The 19,301-nt window shown below is 39.5% G+C and carries 15 protein-coding genes; 10 read left to right on the top strand and 5 right to left on the bottom strand.

Annotated features, from left to right (window positions below; translation table 11 throughout):
* The first annotated feature begins 167 nt into the window (after window positions 1–167).
* Both gltB and EP737_RS14005 read left to right on the top strand, forming a co-directional pair.
* Window positions 168–4,763, top strand: a complete 4,596-nt coding sequence (gltB, locus tag EP737_RS14010) for a glutamate synthase large subunit (protein WP_129728600.1) — start codon at window positions 168–170, stop codon at window positions 4,761–4,763.
* 3 nt (window positions 4,764–4,766) lie between these two features.
* Window positions 4,767–6,251 carry a glutamate synthase subunit beta gene (locus EP737_RS14005; RefSeq protein WP_129728599.1) on the top strand — a complete coding sequence of 495 codons (1,485 nt, stop codon included), beginning with the start codon at window positions 4,767–4,769 and terminating at the stop codon, window positions 6,249–6,251.
* Between the two features lie 355 nt (window positions 6,252–6,606).
* Here the strand turns inward: EP737_RS14005 and EP737_RS14000 are convergent, their stop codons facing one another.
* A complete protein-coding gene (locus EP737_RS14000) occupies window positions 6,607–7,482 on the bottom strand; it encodes a LysR family transcriptional regulator (protein WP_129728598.1) in 876 nt (291 codons plus the stop codon).
* Window positions 7,483–7,611: 129 nt separating this feature from the next.
* Between EP737_RS14000 and EP737_RS25620 the strand changes: the two genes are divergently transcribed.
* The 4 genes from EP737_RS25620 to EP737_RS13985 all read left to right on the top strand — a co-directional run bounded on the left by EP737_RS25620 (window position 7,612) and on the right by EP737_RS13985 (window position 10,821).
* Complete coding sequence (locus tag EP737_RS25620) at window positions 7,612–7,776, top strand: hypothetical protein (RefSeq protein ID WP_165350797.1); 165 nt, start codon at window positions 7,612–7,614, stop codon at window positions 7,774–7,776.
* The gene (leuC, locus tag EP737_RS13995; RefSeq protein WP_129728597.1) at window positions 7,773–9,212 is read left to right on the top strand and encodes a 3-isopropylmalate dehydratase large subunit; all 1,440 of its coding nucleotides are present in this window, start codon (window positions 7,773–7,775) and stop codon (window positions 9,210–9,212) included. Before EP737_RS25620 ends, leuC begins: the two co-directional genes overlap by 4 nt.
* Before the next feature lie 3 nt (window positions 9,213–9,215).
* On the top strand, window positions 9,216–9,824 hold the full coding sequence (gene leuD, locus EP737_RS13990; protein ID WP_129728596.1) for a 3-isopropylmalate dehydratase small subunit: 609 nt from the start codon (window positions 9,216–9,218) through the stop codon (window positions 9,822–9,824).
* Between the two features lie 277 nt (window positions 9,825–10,101).
* Window positions 10,102–10,821 (top strand): YebC/PmpR family DNA-binding transcriptional regulator, encoded by a 720-nt coding sequence (locus tag EP737_RS13985; RefSeq protein ID WP_129728595.1) that lies wholly within the window; start codon window positions 10,102–10,104, stop codon window positions 10,819–10,821.
* A gap of 150 nt (window positions 10,822–10,971) precedes the next feature.
* On the opposite strand, the gene EP737_RS13980 is transcribed toward EP737_RS13985, so the two are convergent.
* Window positions 10,972–11,196: a hypothetical protein gene (locus tag EP737_RS13980; RefSeq protein ID WP_129728594.1), complete on the bottom strand. Its 225-nt coding sequence runs from the start codon at window positions 11,194–11,196 to the stop codon at window positions 10,972–10,974.
* A gap of 447 nt (window positions 11,197–11,643) precedes the next feature.
* On the opposite strand from EP737_RS13980, the gene EP737_RS13975 reads away from it, so the two are divergent.
* Entirely contained in the window at window positions 11,644–13,236 is a 1,593-nt protein-coding gene (locus EP737_RS13975) for a bifunctional metallophosphatase/5'-nucleotidase (protein ID WP_129728612.1), read from the top strand.
* 326 nt (window positions 13,237–13,562) lie between these two features.
* Entirely contained in the window at window positions 13,563–13,988 is a 426-nt protein-coding gene (gene psiE, locus EP737_RS13970; RefSeq protein WP_129728593.1) for a phosphate-starvation-inducible protein PsiE, read from the top strand.
* 314 nt (window positions 13,989–14,302) lie between these two features.
* Here the strand turns inward: psiE and EP737_RS25615 are convergent, their stop codons facing one another.
* Window positions 14,303–14,455, bottom strand: a complete 153-nt coding sequence (locus EP737_RS25615; protein ID WP_165350796.1) for a hypothetical protein — start codon at window positions 14,453–14,455, stop codon at window positions 14,303–14,305.
* 53 nt (window positions 14,456–14,508) lie between these two features.
* The gene (locus EP737_RS13965) at window positions 14,509–15,636 is read right to left on the bottom strand and encodes a 2-methylaconitate cis-trans isomerase PrpF family protein (protein ID WP_129728592.1); all 1,128 of its coding nucleotides are present in this window, start codon (window positions 15,634–15,636) and stop codon (window positions 14,509–14,511) included.
* 149 nt (window positions 15,637–15,785) lie between these two features.
* Between EP737_RS13965 and EP737_RS13960 the strand changes: the two genes are divergently transcribed.
* Both EP737_RS13960 and EP737_RS13950 read left to right on the top strand, forming a co-directional pair.
* A complete protein-coding gene (locus tag EP737_RS13960; RefSeq protein WP_129728591.1) occupies window positions 15,786–16,652 on the top strand; it encodes a LysR family transcriptional regulator in 867 nt (288 codons plus the stop codon).
* 636 nt (window positions 16,653–17,288) lie between these two features.
* Complete coding sequence (locus tag EP737_RS13950; protein ID WP_129728590.1) at window positions 17,289–18,605, top strand: CitMHS family transporter; 1,317 nt, start codon at window positions 17,289–17,291, stop codon at window positions 18,603–18,605.
* A gap of 84 nt (window positions 18,606–18,689) precedes the next feature.
* On the opposite strand, the gene yyaC is transcribed toward EP737_RS13950, so the two are convergent.
* Window positions 18,690–19,301: a spore protease YyaC gene (gene yyaC / locus EP737_RS13945; RefSeq protein WP_129728589.1), complete on the bottom strand. Its 612-nt coding sequence runs from the start codon at window positions 19,299–19,301 to the stop codon at window positions 18,690–18,692.

Below are 19,301 nucleotides of genomic sequence, written 5' to 3'. Positions count from 1 at the left end.
ATGGAGACATTAGGATTAAATGGAATTGGAATGTGTACACTACTTTTATGTGAAGGGCACTAACATTACTATCAGGATTTCAGTGTTGATGGGGGATATGAGTAGTTGTACTCACTGGTACTACCTTATCATGAAATCGGCCTAATTTTTTAAGAAGGAGTGCTGGCATGAAAAAGCATGGGTATCCGGGTGCACAAGGTTTATATCATCCTGAATATGAACATGAAGCTTGTGGAATCGGAATGGTTGCTAATATAAACGGAAAGAAGTCGCATGACATTGTGGAGCATGCAATCACGATTTTATGTAATTTAGAACATCGGGGCGGACAATCTGCAGATATAAGTACTGGGGATGGTGCAGGGATTCTGACTCAAATTCCACATTCTTTTTTTGAGAAGCAGTGTGATAAAGAAAGCATTCAACTCCCTCGGGAAGGGGGATACGGGATTGGTATGGTCTTTTTGCCACAGGACCCGGAGGTTAGAAAAAGGACCCAAAAACAAATTGAGAGTGTGATTGTCGAGGAGAAACAGATCTTCCTAGGGTGGAGGACTGTTCCGGTAAATGACTCCTTTGTTGGTGACATGGCAAAAAAATCAAAGCCGTTTATTCGTCAAGTGTTTATAGCGCCTTCTCCAACTCTTAAGGATCAAGATGATTTTGAACGAAAACTATATGTCATCCGCAAGCGTTTAGAAAATGAAGTATCCCGTACGGATAGTGAGCATCAGGAAGGGATGTATATTTGCAGCTTATCATCAAGAACCATTGTGTATAAAGGGATGTTAATTCCAGAGCAGCTAGATTCCTTTTATATTGATTTGAATCATCGTGATTTTAAGTCAGCGTTAGCCCTTGTTCATTCACGCTTTAGTACAAATACTTTTCCAAGCTGGGAAAGATCTCATCCGAATCGATTTACAATCCATAATGGGGAGTTTAATACGATAAAAGGAAACGTGAAATGGATGCAGGCGAGAGAGGCTCTGTGCCAATCTGATTTATTTCATGATGAGGATTTTCAGCAGCTATTCCCAGTTATTGATACAGATGGCAGTGATTCTTCAATGTTTGATAACTGCTTTGAATTTCTGCATCTTTCCGGGCGTTCGCTTGCCCATACAGCAATGATGATGATTCCTGAGCCATGGGTGAATGATGTAACAATGGATGATGAAAAGAAAGCATTTTATGAATTTCATAGCTGTTTAATGGAACCGTGGGACGGACCAGCAGCTGTTGTATTTACGGACGGCAAACAAATCGGGGCCTGCCTTGACCGGAATGGGCTGCGGCCTGCGCGTTATTATGTAACAAAAGATGGCATGATTGTTTTAGGGTCCGAAGTAGGTGCTTTGGATATTTTTGCTGAGGATATCGAATATAAAGACAGACTTCACCCTGGAAAAATGCTCCTTGTTGATTTAGAAAAAGGCGAAATTATTCCAGATGAAGAAATTAAAAAGCAAATCGCGTCTGAGCAGTCGTATAAGGATTGGCTAGCGCAGCATTTAGTTCATATTGATGACCTGCCTGAAACGAATGACAATATACAAGTTTTTGACAGGGATGAACGAGTGAAACAACAGCTTGCATTTGGGTATACAAACGAGGAGCTTAATAAAATATTGAAGCCTATGGTAACAGACAAGAAGGACCCGATTGGCTCTATGGGATACGATTCGCCTCTCGCGGTGTTATCTAAAAAACCACAGCTGCTTTATAACTATTTCAAACAGCTTTTTGCGCAAGTAACGAATCCGCCAATTGATGCGATTCGAGAGAAGGTGATTACTTCGGTTGTCACAACAATCGGTCCAGAAAGAAACTTGCTTCAGCCTGTGCCTGAGAGCTGTAAACAAATTCAGCTTGGGACTCCTATTTTGACGAAGAGCCAGCTGGACAAGCTTTACCGTTCTGACTTTGAGAGTGAAACGCTGTCCATGCTATTTCCTGTTGAAACAACCCCTCCTAATTTTGAAAAGATTTTAGGAGACTTATTTAGAAAAGCCGATAGCGCCATTGATGAAGGTGCTTCTTTACTCGTGTTATCAGATCGCGGAGTCAATGCTGAATATGCAGCGTTGCCGGCTCTCCTGGCTGTCTCTGGCCTGCATCATCATCTTATTCGAAACGGAACACGATCCAAAGTAAGCATCGTCATTGATTCCGCCGAACCTAGAGAGGTTCATCATTTCGCGGCATTGCTTGGCTTTGGGGCCGAAGCGATTCATCCTTATTTAGCATTTGATTCACTGCAGGGATTGATCGAAATCGGTGATATACGCGAAATCCGGGTCGAGGATGCGATTGAAGTATATAGGAAAGTGGCAACTGATGGAATCCTTAAAGTTTTATCGAAAATGGGGATTTCAACTTTTCAAAGCTATCGTGGCGCACAAATCTTTGAGGCGATTGGAATTGATCAGGATGTGGTCGATACATATTTTACTGGGACAGCGTCACGAATAGGCGGAATAGGGTTGGATCTCATTGCCGAGGAAGTGATGATAAGACATCAAGGAGCATTTGATCCAGCAAGAGGTGAGAAAAGGACTTTAGAATCGGGCGATGATTTTCAGTGGCGGTATGACGGGGAAGACCATCAATACAACCCTCGGACCATTCATCTGTTGCAGCAAGCTTGCCGAACGAATAATTATAAGCTTTTTAAAGAGTATTCAATATTGCTGACAGATGCTGATCATAATCTTCAATCCATTCGCGGCATGCTGTCCTTTAAAAAACGAGAAGCAATAGCTTTGGATGAGGTAGAGTCCATTGAGGACATTTGTAAACGATTTAAAACGGGAGCAATGTCTTATGGCTCAATAAGTGGTGAAGCCCATGAAGCACTTGCGATTGCGATGAACAAAATGGGGGCTAAAAGCAATTCTGGAGAAGGGGGAGAAGCTCCTAGCCGATTTACACCTGATCCAAATGGACAGTTACGGCGGAGTGCGATTAAGCAGGTTGCTTCTGGCCGATTCGGAGTGACTAGCCATTATCTTGTAAATGCTGATGAAATCCAAATTAAAGTTGCTCAAGGTGCTAAACCAGGCGAAGGGGGACACCTTCCTGGAAAAAAAGTATATCCTTGGATTGCGGAGGTAAGAGGATCTACGCCAGGTGTAGGTTTGATTTCACCGCCGCCTCACCATGATATCTATTCCATTGAAGATTTAGCCGAATTAATTCATAACTTAAAAAATGCAAATCCCTCTGCAAGAGTGAGTGTCAAGCTCGTATCAGAAGTTGGTGTAGGAACAATTGCGGCCGGCGTGGCGAAAGGGAGAGCTGATCTTGTTCTGATCAGTGGATATGATGGAGGAACTGGAGCTGCACCAAGGACAAGCCTGAAGCATGCTGGATTACCGTGGGAGATCGGGTTAGCAGAAACACATCAAACCTTGCTTTTGAATCGGTTGCGTGATCGAATCGTCGTGGAGACAGATGGGAAATTGATGACAGGCCGGGATGTTGTCATTGCCGCATTGCTTGGAGCGGAGGAATATGGTTTTTCTACTGCACCGTTAGTTGTATTAGGGTGTATCTTAATGCGCGTTTGCCACCTTGATACATGTCCGGTAGGTGTGGCGACACAAAACCCAGAGCTGCGTAAGAAATTTACTGGTGAGCCTGAGCATGTTGTGAACTTTATGCGATTTATTGCGATGGAAGTGAGAGAGCTGATGGCAGAGCTTGGGTTTCGGACAATAAACGAGATGATTGGAAGGACGGATGTTTTAGAGACGAACAGGGCGATTAACCATTGGAAAGCAAAAGGAGTTGACTTATCAGCTCTTCTGTATCAGCCGGAGGTGTCTAAGAATACTAGCCTGTATGCAACAGTTGAACAGGTTCATGGGCTTGATAAAACGTTAGACAGCCAAGAATTAATTCCATTATGTAAAGAAGCCCTTGAAAATCAAGAGCGAGTGGAGGCGACTTTATCCATTCGGAATATTAACCGCGTTGCGGGGACAATGCTAGGCAGTGAAATTACGAAACGGTATGGTGCGAAGGGATTACCGGAGGATACGATTCGTCTCACATTTAAAGGCTCTGCGGGGCAAAGCTTTGGCGCATTTATTCCGCCTGGTTTAACAATGAAGCTGATTGGAGATGCGAATGATTTTATTGGAAAAGGCTTGTCAGGCGGGAAAATTATCGTTCACCCTTCTCGAAAGAGCACGTTTATCCCAGAACAAAATATTATTATCGGGAACGTTTCGTTTTACGGGGCCACTGGAGGAGAAGCCTATATTAATGGCATTGCAGGGGAACGTTTTTGTGTGAGAAACAGTGGTGCTAATGTTGTAGTAGAAGGCGTTGGCGATCATGGCTGTGAATATATGACAGGCGGAACAGTTGTTGTATTAGGAGCAACAGGGAAAAACTTCGCAGCTGGTATGTCAGGCGGCGTTGCGTATGTATTGGATGCCTCAAATGCCTTTTCGGTGAAATGCAATCAGGAGCAAGTGTATCTAAATGAGATTCAAGATGAGGCAGAGCTCCAAGCTGTCTATGAATTGATCCAAAAGCATGTTCATTATACGAATAGTCCATATGGAAAGAGAGTACTCGATAGCTGGGAAGAGATGAGCGGAAAGTTCATACGGGTTATTCCGAAAGACTATTTAGAGATGCAAGAGCGAATTAAGTATTTACAAGAAAGCGGCTTGAGCAAACATAAAGCGGCACTGCTTGCATTTGAAGAAAGCAAAAAAGCAGTGAATTCGATGAAGGATGGAGGGTGAACGATGGGAAAACCAACTGGGTTTATGGACTATGAGCGCCACTCAAGGTCTGAACGTGATCCTGCAAAACGGACGAATGATTGGGACATTTATACCTTACCTCTTGAAGAAGCTGAATTAGAGCGACAAGGTGCCCGTTGCATGGATTGCGGCATTCCAACCTGTCATACAGGTACGATGATAAATGGGATGACTTCTGGTTGCCCCGTCCATCACTTAATACCAGAGTGGAATGATTTAGTTTTTCAGGGACAATGGGAAGAAGCCTTGAAACGAGAACATAAGATGAATAACTTTCCTGAATTTACAGGCTTGGCTTGTCCAGCTCCGTGCGAAGGAGCTTGCGTACTTGGAATTAATGAGCCTCCGGTTGCAATCCGGTCAATAGAGTTAGAAATTATTAATAAAGGGTTTGAGAACGGATGGGTGCAGCCGGAACCGCCGAAAGCCCGAACTGATAAAAAGGTGGCAGTTGTCGGTTCTGGTCCGGCAGGCTTAGCTTGTGCTGCACAGCTTAATAAAGCAGGACACCATGTTACTGTTTTCGAACGTCATGATCGTGTTGGGGGCCTTTTGACGTATGGGATACCTGAAATGAAGCTTCCTTATTCTGTTGTCGAGAGAAGGGTAAAGCTACTTGAGGCAGAGGGAATTACGTTTATAACAAATACAGAAGTAGGCAAGGACTATCCCATTTCTTCGCTACAATCAGAATTTGACGCGATTGTTCTTTGTGGTGGTGCAACAAAAGCTCGTGATGTGAATGTAGAAGGGAGGAAGCTAAAGGGGATCCATTACGCTATGGATTTTCTTCATGCAAATACAAAAAGCTTGTTAGATTCAAATCTTGAAGATGGTCAGTATATATCAGCAAAGGATAAGGAGGTAGTTGTCATTGGCGGGGGGGATACAGGTGTGGATTGTTTGGCTACTTCCCTCAGACATAAATGCAAAAGCTTAACGCAGTTTGATATTTATGAAAAAAGAGGAGAAGTGAGAACTGCTGATAATCCATGGCCGCAATGGCCAGTCATTCATCGGGTTGAATACGGTCAAAAGGAAGCGGCAGCTGTGTTCGGCAAAGATCCTCGAGCCTATGCCGTGATGACGAAAAAGTTTGTAGGAGACGAAAATGGCCATGTGAAGGAGATTCATACTATTAACGTTGAAACCATAACCGATGAAAATGGCCAACGCATTCGAAAAGAGATTCCAGGGACGGAAAAAGTCTGGCCTGCCCAATTAGTATTACTAGCGATTGGGTTTAGCGGTCCAGAACAAGACTTCCTTCAAAAAATGAACGTCGAAACAGATGAATACTCGAATGTAAAGGCTGAGTATGGAAAGTATAAAACAAATATTGAAGGAATTTTTGCTGCTGGTGATATGCGTCGAGGTCAAAGTTTGATTGTCTGGGCTATAAATGAAGGCAGAGAGGCTGCTAGGGAATGTGATCGGTATTTAATGGGTGAGACTAATTTACCTTAGGGCACTGCACAAATTTAGAAATACAGGATGTGTTAAGGGGTTATGCGGGGATAGCATCATTTTGCTAAAAAATAAATCTTTAGCTGGAAACCTTAACGGCGTAGTGAATGATTACAACTAGCTGGTACAACTCTACACAGGTGGAGTGCTGTATGTCTACGGAAAGAATTAAAAAATAAGCAGAGAGGTTCGAGAACCTGCAAGGATTCTCGGACTTCTATATCTGCTTTTATTTCAGTCTGTTCCACTTTAATAGAGCATAAAATTTCAGCTAGAAGCGAATTCGACGTAGTCGGAGGTTTTAGGAATGCAGTATAAGCGCAACTACGTCTCTGTCTTCTTTATCTCTACCGAATTAATAATTCTTTAAGAAATTAAAAAGTGCCAATTTGAAATCAATGACTTCTTTATTCTCTCTCTTTGTTACGAAGTACATATGTGAGGTAGGAAGGTCTAATTGTTTGGTAGGAATATAAATTAAATCTCCCTGCAGTAATTCCTTTTGAACAAATAGTTTAGGCAAGAAAGAAATCCCAAGACCTGCCATAATAAATTGCTTTGTAATTTCCACTTGTGTCACCATCATTGTCCTAACCTTAGGATAAAGTGCCCTTATTCTAGGCAATAAATCGTCCCAGTACACGGGATGATTATGCGTAATTAATTTATATTTTTGAAATATGTCTTCCTCCTTAAAGGATTCAGTCTCCAGCTCGTTTTTGGGGGCCACTAGGATGACTTGGTCATCCCAAATACTTGCAAAAGACAGCTGCGTTTGATTTGGGATCATCCTTGAGATGCCAAGATCTGCTTTTCCGTGATTTACTTCCTGGCCAATATCTGGAGATTTCACCACATTAATTGTGACATCGATATGCGGATTTTCCTCAAAAAACTTCTTCAAAAACATTGGAAAGATGGATGAGGCAATGAACGGTGCAATGGCAATCGTTAGCTTTTTATCGTATCCTTGTTTCCAATTATCCACTCTTTTTAGAGAAGAGTCGTATGTTTCAATCATTTTTTTTGCATCAGGCAAGAAAATCTGACCAGCTTCTGTCAGGATGATATTTCTTCCTTTTTTCTCAAATAAGGTGGTTTCTAATAATATCTCTAGATTTTTAATATGCAGGGTAACAGTTGGTTGAGATATATATAAAATCTCGGATGTTTTCCGGAAATTCTCATATTCTGCGGCGGTTACGAATGTTTGAAGCCATTTAATGTCCATAGCATCTCTCCTCCTATTAATCAGGAATCATAATCGATTTTAACTAATTTTCTTAATTTTAAATAGTATTTTGTAGGTGTACTATGTAAATACAAGAAAATTATTCCTGTTCGCAAGGGAGGAGTACAAATGAGTAACAAATTATTAGGATCTACTAAAGAAAATCTTGTATTAGCTGCAAAGGGTGTGGAAGAAGGCGGGGGAATTGTTGCACCAAGCGATATAAACTTAGCCTTAACATTGAATCCTTGGAGAGAGGAAGGAAATTTCAAACAAAAGGTGGATGTCCAATGAAAAAGAAAACAATGCTTGATAAGATATGGGAAAATCATGAGGTTTATAGCGAGGCAAATGAACCAAGCATCCTTTATATAGACCTGCATTTAATCCATGAGGTAACCTCAGCTCAAGCATTTGAGGGCTTAGAGTTGGCCAACAAAGCCGTGAGAAGACCTGATCTAACCTATGCGACGATGGATCATGTAATTCCTACCTCACCGGATCGCTGGAACATAGAAAACCCTGTTTCAAAGGAGCAAATTGAAGCTCTCATCAGAAACTGTAAAAATCATGGGATTAAGTTATACGACTTGGATAGCGTAGAACAAGGGATTGTGCATGTGATGGGTCCAGAACTCGGATTGACACAGCCAGGCATGACAATTGTCTGCGGGGATAGCCATACTTCAACACATGGGGCCTTTGGTTCTTTAGCTTTTGGAATCGGAACAAGCGAGGTAGAGCATGTACTCGCTACTCAGTGCTTACGACAAACAAAACCAAAAAGCTTAGAGGTTGCCGTAACAGGAGAATTAAAGCCTGGAATCACTGCAAAGGATTTAATTTTAGGCATTATCGCAAAGTACGGAACCGATTTTGCAACTGGCTATGTGATCGAGTATACGGGTGATGCGATCAAGAAGCTATCTATGGAAGAGCGAATGACTGTATGTAATATGTCAATTGAAGCAGGGGCAAGGGCAGGTATGATTGCTCCTGATGAAACAACCTATCAATATTTAAAAAATCGTCTTTATACCCCAAAGGAAGAAAAATTTGAAAGCCTTGTTGCTGAATGGAAAAAAATCTTTACAGATGAAGGAGCGATTTACGATAAACGGGTAGAATTTAATGCAGACGATCTTATCCCACAGATAACATGGGGAACCAGCCCGGGGATGGGCACCGGCATTACCGACCTTGTTCCAGATCCTGAATCTTTCACAGGCTCAGAAAAACAAGAAAATGCTAAAAAGGCTCTGCACTATATGGGATTGGAGTCCGGAACTCCAATGACAGGCATTCCTGTTGATGTAGTATTCATTGGCTCCTGCACAAATGGACGTATAGAAGATTTACGTCAGGCTGCTTCCATGGCAAAAGGCAGAAAAGTAGCCAAACATGTAAGAGCCATGGTTGTACCAGGATCAGGAAACGTTAAAGTACAGGCAGAAAAGGAAGGTCTAGATGTAATTTTTAAGGAAGCAGGATTTGAATGGAGAGAAGCGGGCTGCAGTATGTGTTTAGGGATGAATCCTGACATTATCTCTTCTGGACAACGCTGTGCTTCTACATCAAATCGTAATTTTGAAGGACGGCAAGGAAGAGGGGGAAGAACTCATCTAGTTTCACCAGCTATGGCTGTCGGAGCTGCTGTATGCGGTCACTTTGTTGATGTTCGCGACTGGGTTCCTGCCCAACTTTCAAATCTTGTTGTAGTGGAGGGGTAGCAATTGAAGGCATTTAAAACATTTAAGGGAATAGTAGCCCCAGTAGACCGGTCAAACGTCGATACAGATGCTATCATTCCAAAGTATTTCCTAAATAGCATTAAGCGAACTGGATACGGTAAATATTTATTTCATGAATGGCGTTTTCTGAAGGATGGAAGCTTAAATACTCAGTTTGAACTTAATAAAGAACGCTATAAACAAGCTTCAATTTTATTAAGCCGATCAAATTTTGGCTGTGGATCTTCACGGGAACATGCACCTTGGACGTTAAAGGAGTTTGGTTTCCAAGTTATTATCGCATCTTCCTTTGCAGATATATTTTATAACAACTGTTTTAAAAATGGCCTTTTGCCTATTGCTTTGCCGGAAGAGAGAGTAGAGAAGTTATTTCGGAATGTAAGGGAGATAGAGGGCTATTCTTTAAAGATTGATTTAGAAAACAAAATTATTACGGATTCTACAGGATATATGATTTATTTTAATATTGAAGAACACAGAAGAAAGCATCTTCTGCAAGGAATGGATGATATCGCTTTAACATTACAGCAGGAAGATAAAATTGCATTATACGAATACTCTAAGCGTCCAACCTATAGTTTTATGTTCTAATAGCATTTTATGAAAAGAGCGGCTATCATATAGTCGCTCTTTTCATACTTTAAGAAAGGATAAATTTCCAGCCAGAAGCTAATTCGATGTAGTCGGAAATTTTAGGAATACAGTGTATAATATAATTTGTTGAATAGGTCAGCTTTTGTCAGGATTGTTTGTTAGCAGTATAATAGTAACGAATTTTTTATCATTATTTTGAAAAAGTGTTGAAGAAACAGTTGGTTTTATGTTAATACTTTTGTGTAGATTCAAAGTTGAAAGAGAGTGAAACAGTATGGGTCGTAAGTGGAACAATATTAAAGAAAAGAAAGCTTCAAAGGATGCAAGTACAAGTCGTATTTATGCAAAGTTTGGACGCGAAATTTATGTAGCAGCCAAGCAAGGCGAGCCAAATCCAGAATCCAATCAAACTTTACGTGTTGTACTTGAGCGTGCTAAAACATATAACGTACCAAAAACAATTATTGATCGTGCCATCGAAAAGGCAAAGGGCGGCGCAGAGGAAAATTATACTGAGCTCCGTTATGAAGGATTTGGGCCAAGTGGATCAATGATAATTGTAGATGCTCTTACAAACAATGTGAATCGTACTGCGGCAGAAGTACGTGCCCCATTTAATAAAAACGGTGGCAACTTAGGTGTAAGCGGATCTGTAGCATATATGTTTGATGCAACGGCTGTTATCGGTGTTGAAGGCAAGACAGCAGATGAAGTGCTTGAATTATTAATGGAAGCGGATGTAGACGTACGTGACGTGCTGGAAGAAGAGGATTCAGTTATTGTATATGCTGAGCCTGACCAATTCCATGCCGTGCAGGAAGCATTCAAAGATGCTGGTGTCACTGAGTTTACAGTTGCAGAGCTAACAATGCTTGCGCAAAATGAGGTAACCCTTCCAGAAGACGCACAAGCAAAGTTTGAAAAGCTAATTGATGCATTAGAAGATTTAGAGGATGTACAGCAAGTGTACCACAATGTAGATTTAGGTGAATAATACAAGAAAGCAGACCTTTTATTGCAAAAAGGTCTGCTTTTTTGTATGGCTTTATCGAAAGTAGTAGGATTGTTAACATATTATCAAGAATAAGACCATGTAATATTAGCTTTGTTGCAATAGTGTTTATTTCATACAAATGATAATCCTTTATTGAAAATCTTCCATCTCACGCAGTAAAGATTTAGACTCTACTCCATCCTCTACCACTAATTTAAGTGTTTTATTGAATGGAAGAGTGTATAAAGCAAGTAATGTTTTAGCATCGAACATTTTTTCCTCGTCGTGAACCCAAATGTCGAAGCCATAGCTTGTAGCGAGTCGATTCAGTTTCAATACATCATCTTTGTTTCTTAATTCAAAATGAATAACCATTGTATTCCATCCCCCTTTTTTAGTAATTATAATTTGAAAATGTGAAATTACAATGCTTAACATAAAATAAACACAAGATTATTTTGTAAATGTGAACAAAAAATGTCTGTGTTTTTGTGCAAATGTATAAGGGATTTAAGGTAGGTCTTTTTTGATACTTTAAATTTGGAATAAGGTTTTTAAGTCTACAAATACTAGATGTGCTTTATTATCTTCTAGGATAAGGGGAAAGTGTTCATGAGGCTTTTTCCAAGAGTTTCTTTTATAGGTTTTTTGGTGTTCGTCTTGATGGGATGCAGTCGTATTGACGAGAGTACTATCGATAACCCAAGCAACGTAAAGCTTCAAAGTTATCAAAAAAGGCAGGCGGCACATATAGAAGCTGCAAAGCTTTTAGGAGTTAGCCAAAAAGGGAGGAGTGTTAATCACATTAGCGCTATCACGGTGATGGGGGATACTCAAGGACTATCCAATGGTTATCATGGTCACATTAGCAATCGTCCTACTAAAAAACAAAATAAAAAACCTGCAAGTAATCCCCGCTATATTAAAATTCAATTGCTCGGGATTAATGATTTACATGGTCAACTGAATGTGACTCGTAAAGTAAACGGGAAATCTGTCGGACGGGCGGACTATCTTGCCACTTATTTGAAGAAGCATGCTGCGGAAAATAAAAATACCCTATTGGTCCATGTAGGAGATATGGTTGGTGCGAGTGCCCCAGTTTCTGCATTACTGCAGGATGAGCCTACAGTCGATTTTTTAAATCAGATGCATTTTCATATCGGTACAATGGGAAATCATGAGTTCGATGAAGGCATCAATGAGCTTCTCCGTTTGATTAACGGTGGCATACATGCAGAAACAGGGGATTTCGGGGGAGCAGCCTTTCCTTGGATTGTAGCTAACGTAATTAATGAAAAAACAGATAGCCCAATATTCCCTCCATATAAGGTGATAGAGGTGAACGGCATGCAGATTGGATTCATTGGAGTATGTACCACTCATACACCAAATGTCGTTATTCCGAGCGGAGTGAAAGGGATTAAATTTATTGATGAGGCGCAAGCAATTAATCGCTCGGTAGCTACGCTAAAAAAAATAGGGGTACGAGCCATCATTGTTCTCGCTCATAACCCTGGCTCTTCAGGCTTTAATGGTGAGCAAGCTGTCGGTAGGTTAACAGAAATTGCTCATGCGGTGGATGAGGAAGTTGATATTATTTATGGAGGCCACAATCACGCATATATGAATGCAATAGTGGATGGGAAACTGCTTGTTCAATCCTATTCTTATGGAACGGCCTTTTCTGATGTCGATCTAGAGATTGATCCGGGAACGAAGAATATTATGAATAAAAGTGCGGAAATTGTGAATGTATTCCAAGAGGGTATCGAACCTGATGCAGTGACAAAACGGATGATTCAACAATATGAGGCGAAGGTAGAGCCTATCGTAAATCGTCTCATTGGGGTCGCAAAGGTACCGTTAATCTCCCTGCAAAATGAAGATGGTGAGTCCCTATTAGGCAATGTAATTGCTGATTCCCAGCGAGCTCTCATGAAAACAGATTTTGCTTTAATGAATCCTGGCGGCATTCGGGCAGACGTTGGTGCTGGAGATGTTACTTGGGGACACTTATTTACCGTTCAGCCATTTAACAATAAGTTAGTGAAGATGAAGCTAACGGGTGAACAAATACGGGCTGTGCTAAACCAGCAATGGCAAGGGCAAAAACAGACAATGCTTCAGATTTCCGGCTTCACCTACACATGGGATGATAACCAGCCTATCGGTAAAAAGGTTATGGATATTCAGCTGCCTGAGGGAACAAGCTTGGCTGCAAATAAGAGCTATACTGTAACAGTGAATAGTTTTCTGGCTGACGGCGGTGATGGTTTTACGATATTGAGGGAAGGGACAGATAGAGAAACAGGTCCTGTTGATTTAGATGCATTAGTGGAGTTTATCAAAGCTCAATCTCAGCCGTTTAGCTTTAATATCGAAGAAAAAAGAATTCATAAGCTGAAGTACTGATACTGAAATGAGCGGATACAAAATAGAGCGGTAGGACTAATGACAGATAAAATGTGAAAAAACAAGGAGACCTTATGTAGCCTTGTTTTTTATGCTGTAAGAAAGGATAAATTTCCGGCTAAATGAGAATCTGACACATCAGTAGATTTTAGAAATAAAGTATAAGTGCAGACGTACCATCAGAAAGAGACTAGTTTTTAGTTATTGAATTATCCCTCCTTCTTTAGGTAACATAGTAGATAGGTTTTGGAATCCATTTCATGTATTCCCGAAACCTGGGATGCTCTAGCATCCTTAGAAAATCTACTATAATCGGAGGAGTTTCAATGAAGGAGCAAGGTAAAGTGACTGGGTCAAGGCTTAAGATTTCATTCATTCTTCAATCTATCTTAAATGTTGCATTAATTATACTAGCTATTGCCTTGTGTTTTATGCTAGGTAAGGAAATCATCCATTTCATTCGTTTTTCCTTTTTTGGCGAAGGTGTTAATACGCAGTATGAGCTTCTTGAGAGTATTTTAGTTTTCTTTTTGTATTTTGAATTTATAGCAATGATCGTAAAATATTTTCAAGAGCATTATCACTTCCCGATACGCTATTTCTTATACATTGGTATTACTGCATTGATTCGTTTAATTATTGTACATTATGAGAATCCGATGCATACCCTTTTGTACACATTAGCTATTTTAGTGTTAGTGATTAGCTATTTTATTATGAATTCCGCGACAGCACGAAGAGAGAGGCTATAATCTGTAGCCATCAAGTTAAGGTTCGACTGTCAAAAAAATGTAAAATTTCATCTGATTATGAATGGGGAAAGGAAAAAATGAATAGGGGAAATGTTGTTCTTAGGTGAGGTGGTGGTATGAAAGCGGCAAATACTTCTTCCATTCGAAAGAAGTATTTGGATATTTCATATGCAAGCGGCTCAAATGCACAAAAGCTGGATATATACTTGTAAGTAAAAATAAAGGGATAAGCCGAGGGTTTGCTAGAAGAATCCTTGACTTATCTCCTTTTAATTCAGGTGAGTAATTTGCTAATATATGCAGTTACAAGGAGTTTAAGCATAAGCGAAACATGGATCATTAAAATAAATAACTTCGGTAAGAATCTTGTTGTCTTGAATGCTTTTGAATACTTCTCTTGCTTCCTCTTCTTTTTCAAATTCAAGCATTTTAATGCCATTGTTTTTGTACGTAGTAATGATCCACATAGAAAATCCCCCAAGTTAAAATAAATTTTTTATTTTCCTTAGACGGTATGAAATCAAGCTAATTGATAGGAAAGTTCATAGTTTCGTTTTGTGTACACATATCCTTCTAGAATAGTGCGGGCTGTACGAACTACCTTAATTGCTGCAATATGTCCTGCAAGTATATCTACCTTTGTTTGCATAATACCAGCGGGATGTGCTAAGCGAACTACTTCTTCAGTCACTGTTACAATATTGGATAAAATCGTATCCTTTAAGAAGGCGCCTGCTGTTGTACAAATCGCACCGGTAATCGCAAGGGCTTGATGTGGTTTTTGCATAGACATCATTCTTATAATCAAGTCCATATCCGAAGCTTTTCGTTCTACTCCTGTCAGGTCAGTATAATCCATAGGAGGAGCGATGATCGTCATTTTTGGCACAGCGGGAGATTTCTTAGTCGCTTCTTCTTTTTGGGAAAATTGACACATTTCAGCTGCCATGGACCTTATTTCCTCCATTTCCTTTAATTTTTCTTGAGAATAATCATGGGGTAACTCAGTTCCGGTAAGCCCGATGTCCTGGGCCCTTACAAAGACTAATGGATTTGCCACATCAATAATGGATATAGGTATTGAGCCGTTAGGTGTTTCAATTATGTCTATAGGATTTCCGGTCGGGAACAGCTTTCCTGTTACTGCACCTTCTGCACGAGTGAAGGAAAGGTAAATGGGGGAGCCAGTTCCGGGAACTCCAGGAATTGAACAGCTTCCATCTGTTTTAACCTGTCCATTTTCAACTTCAACCTCAGCTATAATTACCTTCTGCGTATTTGTATTAAATATTCTCACAGTTGTGATAGGTTCCTTTGCAGGCACCAATCCCTGTTGAATAGCATAAGGTCCTACTGCAGATGAAATATTGCCGCAATTCCCTTTAAAATCAACCATTTGATTCTCAATGCTGATTTGCGCAAAGGTATATTCTACATCTATCCCTTCCAAATCGGATTTCTTGATAATAGCTGCTTTACTCGTTAACGAATTTGCTCCACCAAGTCCATCAATCTGTCTATGATCCGGACTCCCCATAATATCTAATAAAAAGTCTTCCCAAAGTAATTGATTGGTTGGCATATGCTCGAAAGCGAGAAATACACCTTTACTTGTTCCGCCACGCATAACAACAACTGGTACCTTCATCCCCATACCCACCTTTTCTTATTCTTTATTTAAAAGTACCGGTGCTTCTAAAGACATAGTATGATAAGCTGAATCATAAGTACAATAGATAATTTAATAGAAAAAAACCAAAAAAAACTTATAATCAAAACGGATAGGAGCTGTACAGCATGGATGAGAAGGATTGGGTCGCTATAAGAGTTCTATATGAGGAGAGAAATATTAGCCGGGCTGCAGAGCGTTTGTATATTTCTCAGCCAGCGTTAACATATAGATTGAAAAATTTAGAACAACAATTCGGGACCAGTTTGTTTTTCAAAATAAGAGGGGGAATTGAGTTCACTTCGGAAGGACTCTATTTGGCAAATTATGCAGATGAAATGATAAAAAAAATGCAAAGAACGAAAGATCATATATTGAATATGAAGAATGAAGTAAGAGGAACTTTGAGACTAGGAGTTTCAAGTAATTTCGCCCAATATAAATTGCCTAGAGTATTGAAACGGTTTTCGGAGAAATACCCTAATGTACAATTTAATGTAAATACGGGATGGAGCACAGATATTATGAACCTTCTTCATTCCTCCAGTGTACAGTTAGGAATACTGAGAGGTAACTACAATTGGTATGGAATCAAAACATTGATACATAAGGAGAGGCTTTGTTTGATTTCTAAAAAAGAGGTGGACATGACCAAGCTAGCAGAGCTGCCCTTTATTAATTACAAAACAGATAGTTCGCTAAAAGGTCTCATTGATGGCTGGTGGCACGATAGGTTTTCAGAACCACCATTTGTCACGATGGAAACAGATAGACAGGAAACATGTAAAGAAATGGTCAAAAATGATTTAGGAATTGCTATACTACCTGAAATTTGTTTGCAGCCTTCTGATCACCTTCACACATACCAGTTAACCTACAAAAATGGGGAGCCTGTAGTAAGAAATACATGGTTAATGTATGATCAAGACTCTCTCCGGCTATCTATAGTTAAAAGTTTTATTGAATTTTTAAATGATTATTCTAATACTTATTGAAGTGAGTATACACTTATGCTTCATAAGGTTGTGTTTGATAATTTGATAAAATTAAGGGGAACCCCAGCTATAAAGGTTTCCCCAATCTTTTTAAAGCATGCCCCCGTTCATAAAAAAGTGCTATCTCTTGTTAGGCATCAATTTTACTTTTTATAGGTTCCTTACTCTCTTGACCCGATTTTGTTACAGAAGAAAAAGTATAAATCACAAGAGCTAACCAAATGAAGATAAAAGCTACAAAATGTGCTTTTGTCAACACTTCGTGATATGGAAGTTTCATTTTATTATAAATGATTTTATCAACAATAATCTTAAGAGCTTTCTGGTCTATATCAACTATTTATTCAATAATCCTGAATATTCAGTTAAATAAGACTACATATTGAATTTCGAAAAACGCAAATTGTCATAAGCGTCCATCACTTCAAAATCGTTTAATTATAAGTTTTTTTTTAGGAAAGGGTCAAAAAATATATATTTCACTTATTTGTGAACTTGAATTATTCTTAAGATATGGAGAATTCAAATCGTAGGGAGATGATAAAATCATTTTTAAGTATCCAAATTCATTTTTTTTTTTTTTTTTTTTTTTTTTTTTTAATATGTAAGCGGTTTCTATATTAAGGGGGGATTACTATTCTTACTTTTTTAGGGATTTCAATGGTTGTAGTTTTTACGTATTTGATGATGTCAAAGCGATTATCTCCGATTAACGCTCTAGTTTCAGTTCCTATCATTTTTGCATTAGTAGGGGGATTTGGTTCTCAGCTTGGTAAAATGATGCTTGATGGGCTAAAGGTTGTTGCACCTTCAGCAGCTTTATTATTATTTGCAATTTTATTCTTCGGCATTTTGATAGATGCTGGTTTATTTGATCCATTGATTTCGAAGATGCTGCAAATCGTTAAAGGGGATCCTGTTAAAATAGCAATAGGAACAGCGGTGCTGGCGCTAACAGTTGCTTTAGATGGAGATGGAACAACGACTCATATGATTACGATTTCAGCTATGTTGCCGCTTTACCTGCGATTAGGTATGAATCCTCTTGTTCTTGCGACCGTTTCTTTGCTTTCTCTAAGTATTATGAGTGGTATGACTCCTTGGGGGGGACCTGCTACTAGAGCTATAACATCCTTGGGTCTTGATGCGGGTAACTTCTTTATCCCGCTTTTACCGACAATGGCTGGGGGAATCGCATGTGTTCTTTTTATAGCCTATGTTTTGGGGAAAAAAGAACGTGAAAGAATTGGCATTATCGATATTCAATATTCTCCTAAAAATATATCGACTATTCCTGAAGTAGCTGCCGCTTTTGAAATTCCTGCAAATATTAAACGCCCCAAGTTAATATGGATAAATTTACTTCTAACTCTGACTGTTATGGTCGTATTAGTAATGGAAATATTGCCTGTTCCTGTTTTGTTTCTTATAGGCTTTGTTCTGGCTTCAATGATTAATTATCCGAATTTAGAGCAACAAAAAGAGCGTGTGTTAGCTCATGCTGGGAATGCTTTAACTGTCGTTACTTTAGTATTTGCTGCTGGTATATTTACTGGGATTTTTTCTGGAACAAAAATGGTAGATGCAATAGCTCATGCATTAGTGTCAATTATTCCGGATTCTTTAGGATCTTTCTTCCCATTGGTTGTTGCTCTAACTAGCATGCCATTTACATTTGTTTTATCGAATGATGCATACTACTTTGGAGTTTTACCAATTCTTGCTGAAGCCGCTTCTTCTTATGGAATTTCTCCTGTAGAAATTGCTAGAGCCTCCATCTTGGGGCAACCGGTGCATTTCTTAAGCCCGCTTGTTGCATCCACTTTGTTGTTGGTAGGAATGGTTAAAACCGATCTTGGTGAATTTCAGCGATATGCATTTAAGTGGGCTGTTATTTGCTCCTTGGTTATTATGATTGTTGCTATTCTAACTGGCGCTCTTACTTTGTTTTAAACTTGCAGTTTATACTGTGGGGTAGTTTATTTTATATTTTAAAGTATAAGTGCAGCTAGACTGGCGCCAGCCTAGCTGCACTTATTAAATTGTATCGTGTATGGAGGCGCTTTTGTCAGCTGCTCGAGTAATGATTTTTACAATAATCTTTGCAAGATTCATAACAGTATATAACCGGGTATCATTTAAAAACTGTGATGTTGGCAAAGGATCTATATAGTTGACCATTCCTTTCATATGATAATCGCCTATTGCCGGCAGCACCTTCTCAAGAGCTTTTCCCGGAACAAGCGGCCCTTCTTGAAAAATAACTTGTCCTACTTGATTTTTTTCTCCTAGACAAGCATCAATACTAATAATGAGGGTCTTCTTAAATTGTTTCTGAATTCCCTTTATCACCTTCTTCAAATTGAATGAATGAACAGGCTCCTCTAACGTGCCATAGATACGATAGGGAACCTGGCTTTCTTTGAGCATTGTTCCTGCTAAGGGACCGAGGGAATCTCCAACGTATCGATCTGAACCAATACATAAAAAGACAATGTCTTCGTCCTTACATGATGAACTTCGAATGATTTCGGCTAATATGAGTGACAATTGCTCTATCTCTTGTTCTTGTGTTTTTTCATTAGCTTGAACGAAAAAGGATTTATGTTCTTGTGGATCTCTTTTCTTTTGACTATAAAAAAAATCCAT

The sequence above is a fragment of the Ectobacillus funiculus genome (genome assembly GCF_004138295.1).
In the GTDB taxonomy this organism is placed as follows: Bacteria; Bacillota; Bacilli; order Bacillales; family Bacillaceae_G; genus Ectobacillus; species Ectobacillus funiculus.
The sequence above is the reverse complement of the archived record's forward strand: the minus strand, read 5'-3'. Positions and strand labels throughout refer to the sequence as shown.

What these genes read in the sequence shown, in the direction of transcription:
- EP737_RS13975 (WP_129728612.1), top strand. Translation starts at nt 11,644, where the DNA reads ATGGGGGATACTCAAGGACTATCCAATGGTTATCATGGTCACATTAGC.
- EP737_RS13960 (WP_129728591.1), top strand. Translation starts at nt 15,786, where the DNA reads ATGGATGAGAAGGATTGGGTCGCTATAAGAGTTCTATATGAGGAGAGA.
- EP737_RS14005 (WP_129728599.1), top strand. Translation starts at nt 4,767, where the DNA reads ATGGGAAAACCAACTGGGTTTATGGACTATGAGCGCCACTCAAGGTCT.
- EP737_RS25615 (WP_165350796.1), bottom strand. Translation starts at nt 14,455, where the DNA reads ATGTGGATCATTACTACGTACAAAAACAATGGCATTAAAATGCTTGAA.
- gltB (WP_129728600.1), top strand. Translation starts at nt 168, where the DNA reads ATGAAAAAGCATGGGTATCCGGGTGCACAAGGTTTATATCATCCTGAA.
- leuC (WP_129728597.1), top strand. Translation starts at nt 7,773, where the DNA reads ATGAAAAAGAAAACAATGCTTGATAAGATATGGGAAAATCATGAGGTT.
- psiE (WP_129728593.1), top strand. Translation starts at nt 13,563, where the DNA reads ATGAAGGAGCAAGGTAAAGTGACTGGGTCAAGGCTTAAGATTTCATTC.
- EP737_RS14000 (WP_129728598.1), bottom strand. Translation starts at nt 7,482, where the DNA reads ATGGACATTAAATGGCTTCAAACATTCGTAACCGCCGCAGAATATGAG.
- EP737_RS13980 (WP_129728594.1), bottom strand. Translation starts at nt 11,196, where the DNA reads ATGGTTATTCATTTTGAATTAAGAAACAAAGATGATGTATTGAAACTG.
- EP737_RS13985 (WP_129728595.1), top strand. Translation starts at nt 10,102, where the DNA reads ATGGGTCGTAAGTGGAACAATATTAAAGAAAAGAAAGCTTCAAAGGAT.
- EP737_RS25620 (WP_165350797.1), top strand. Translation starts at nt 7,612, where the DNA reads ATGAGTAACAAATTATTAGGATCTACTAAAGAAAATCTTGTATTAGCT.
- yyaC (WP_129728589.1), bottom strand. Translation starts at nt 19,301, where the DNA reads ATGGATTTTTTTTATAGTCAAAAGAAAAGAGATCCACAAGAACATAAA.
- EP737_RS13965 (WP_129728592.1), bottom strand. Translation starts at nt 15,636, where the DNA reads ATGAAGGTACCAGTTGTTGTTATGCGTGGCGGAACAAGTAAAGGTGTA.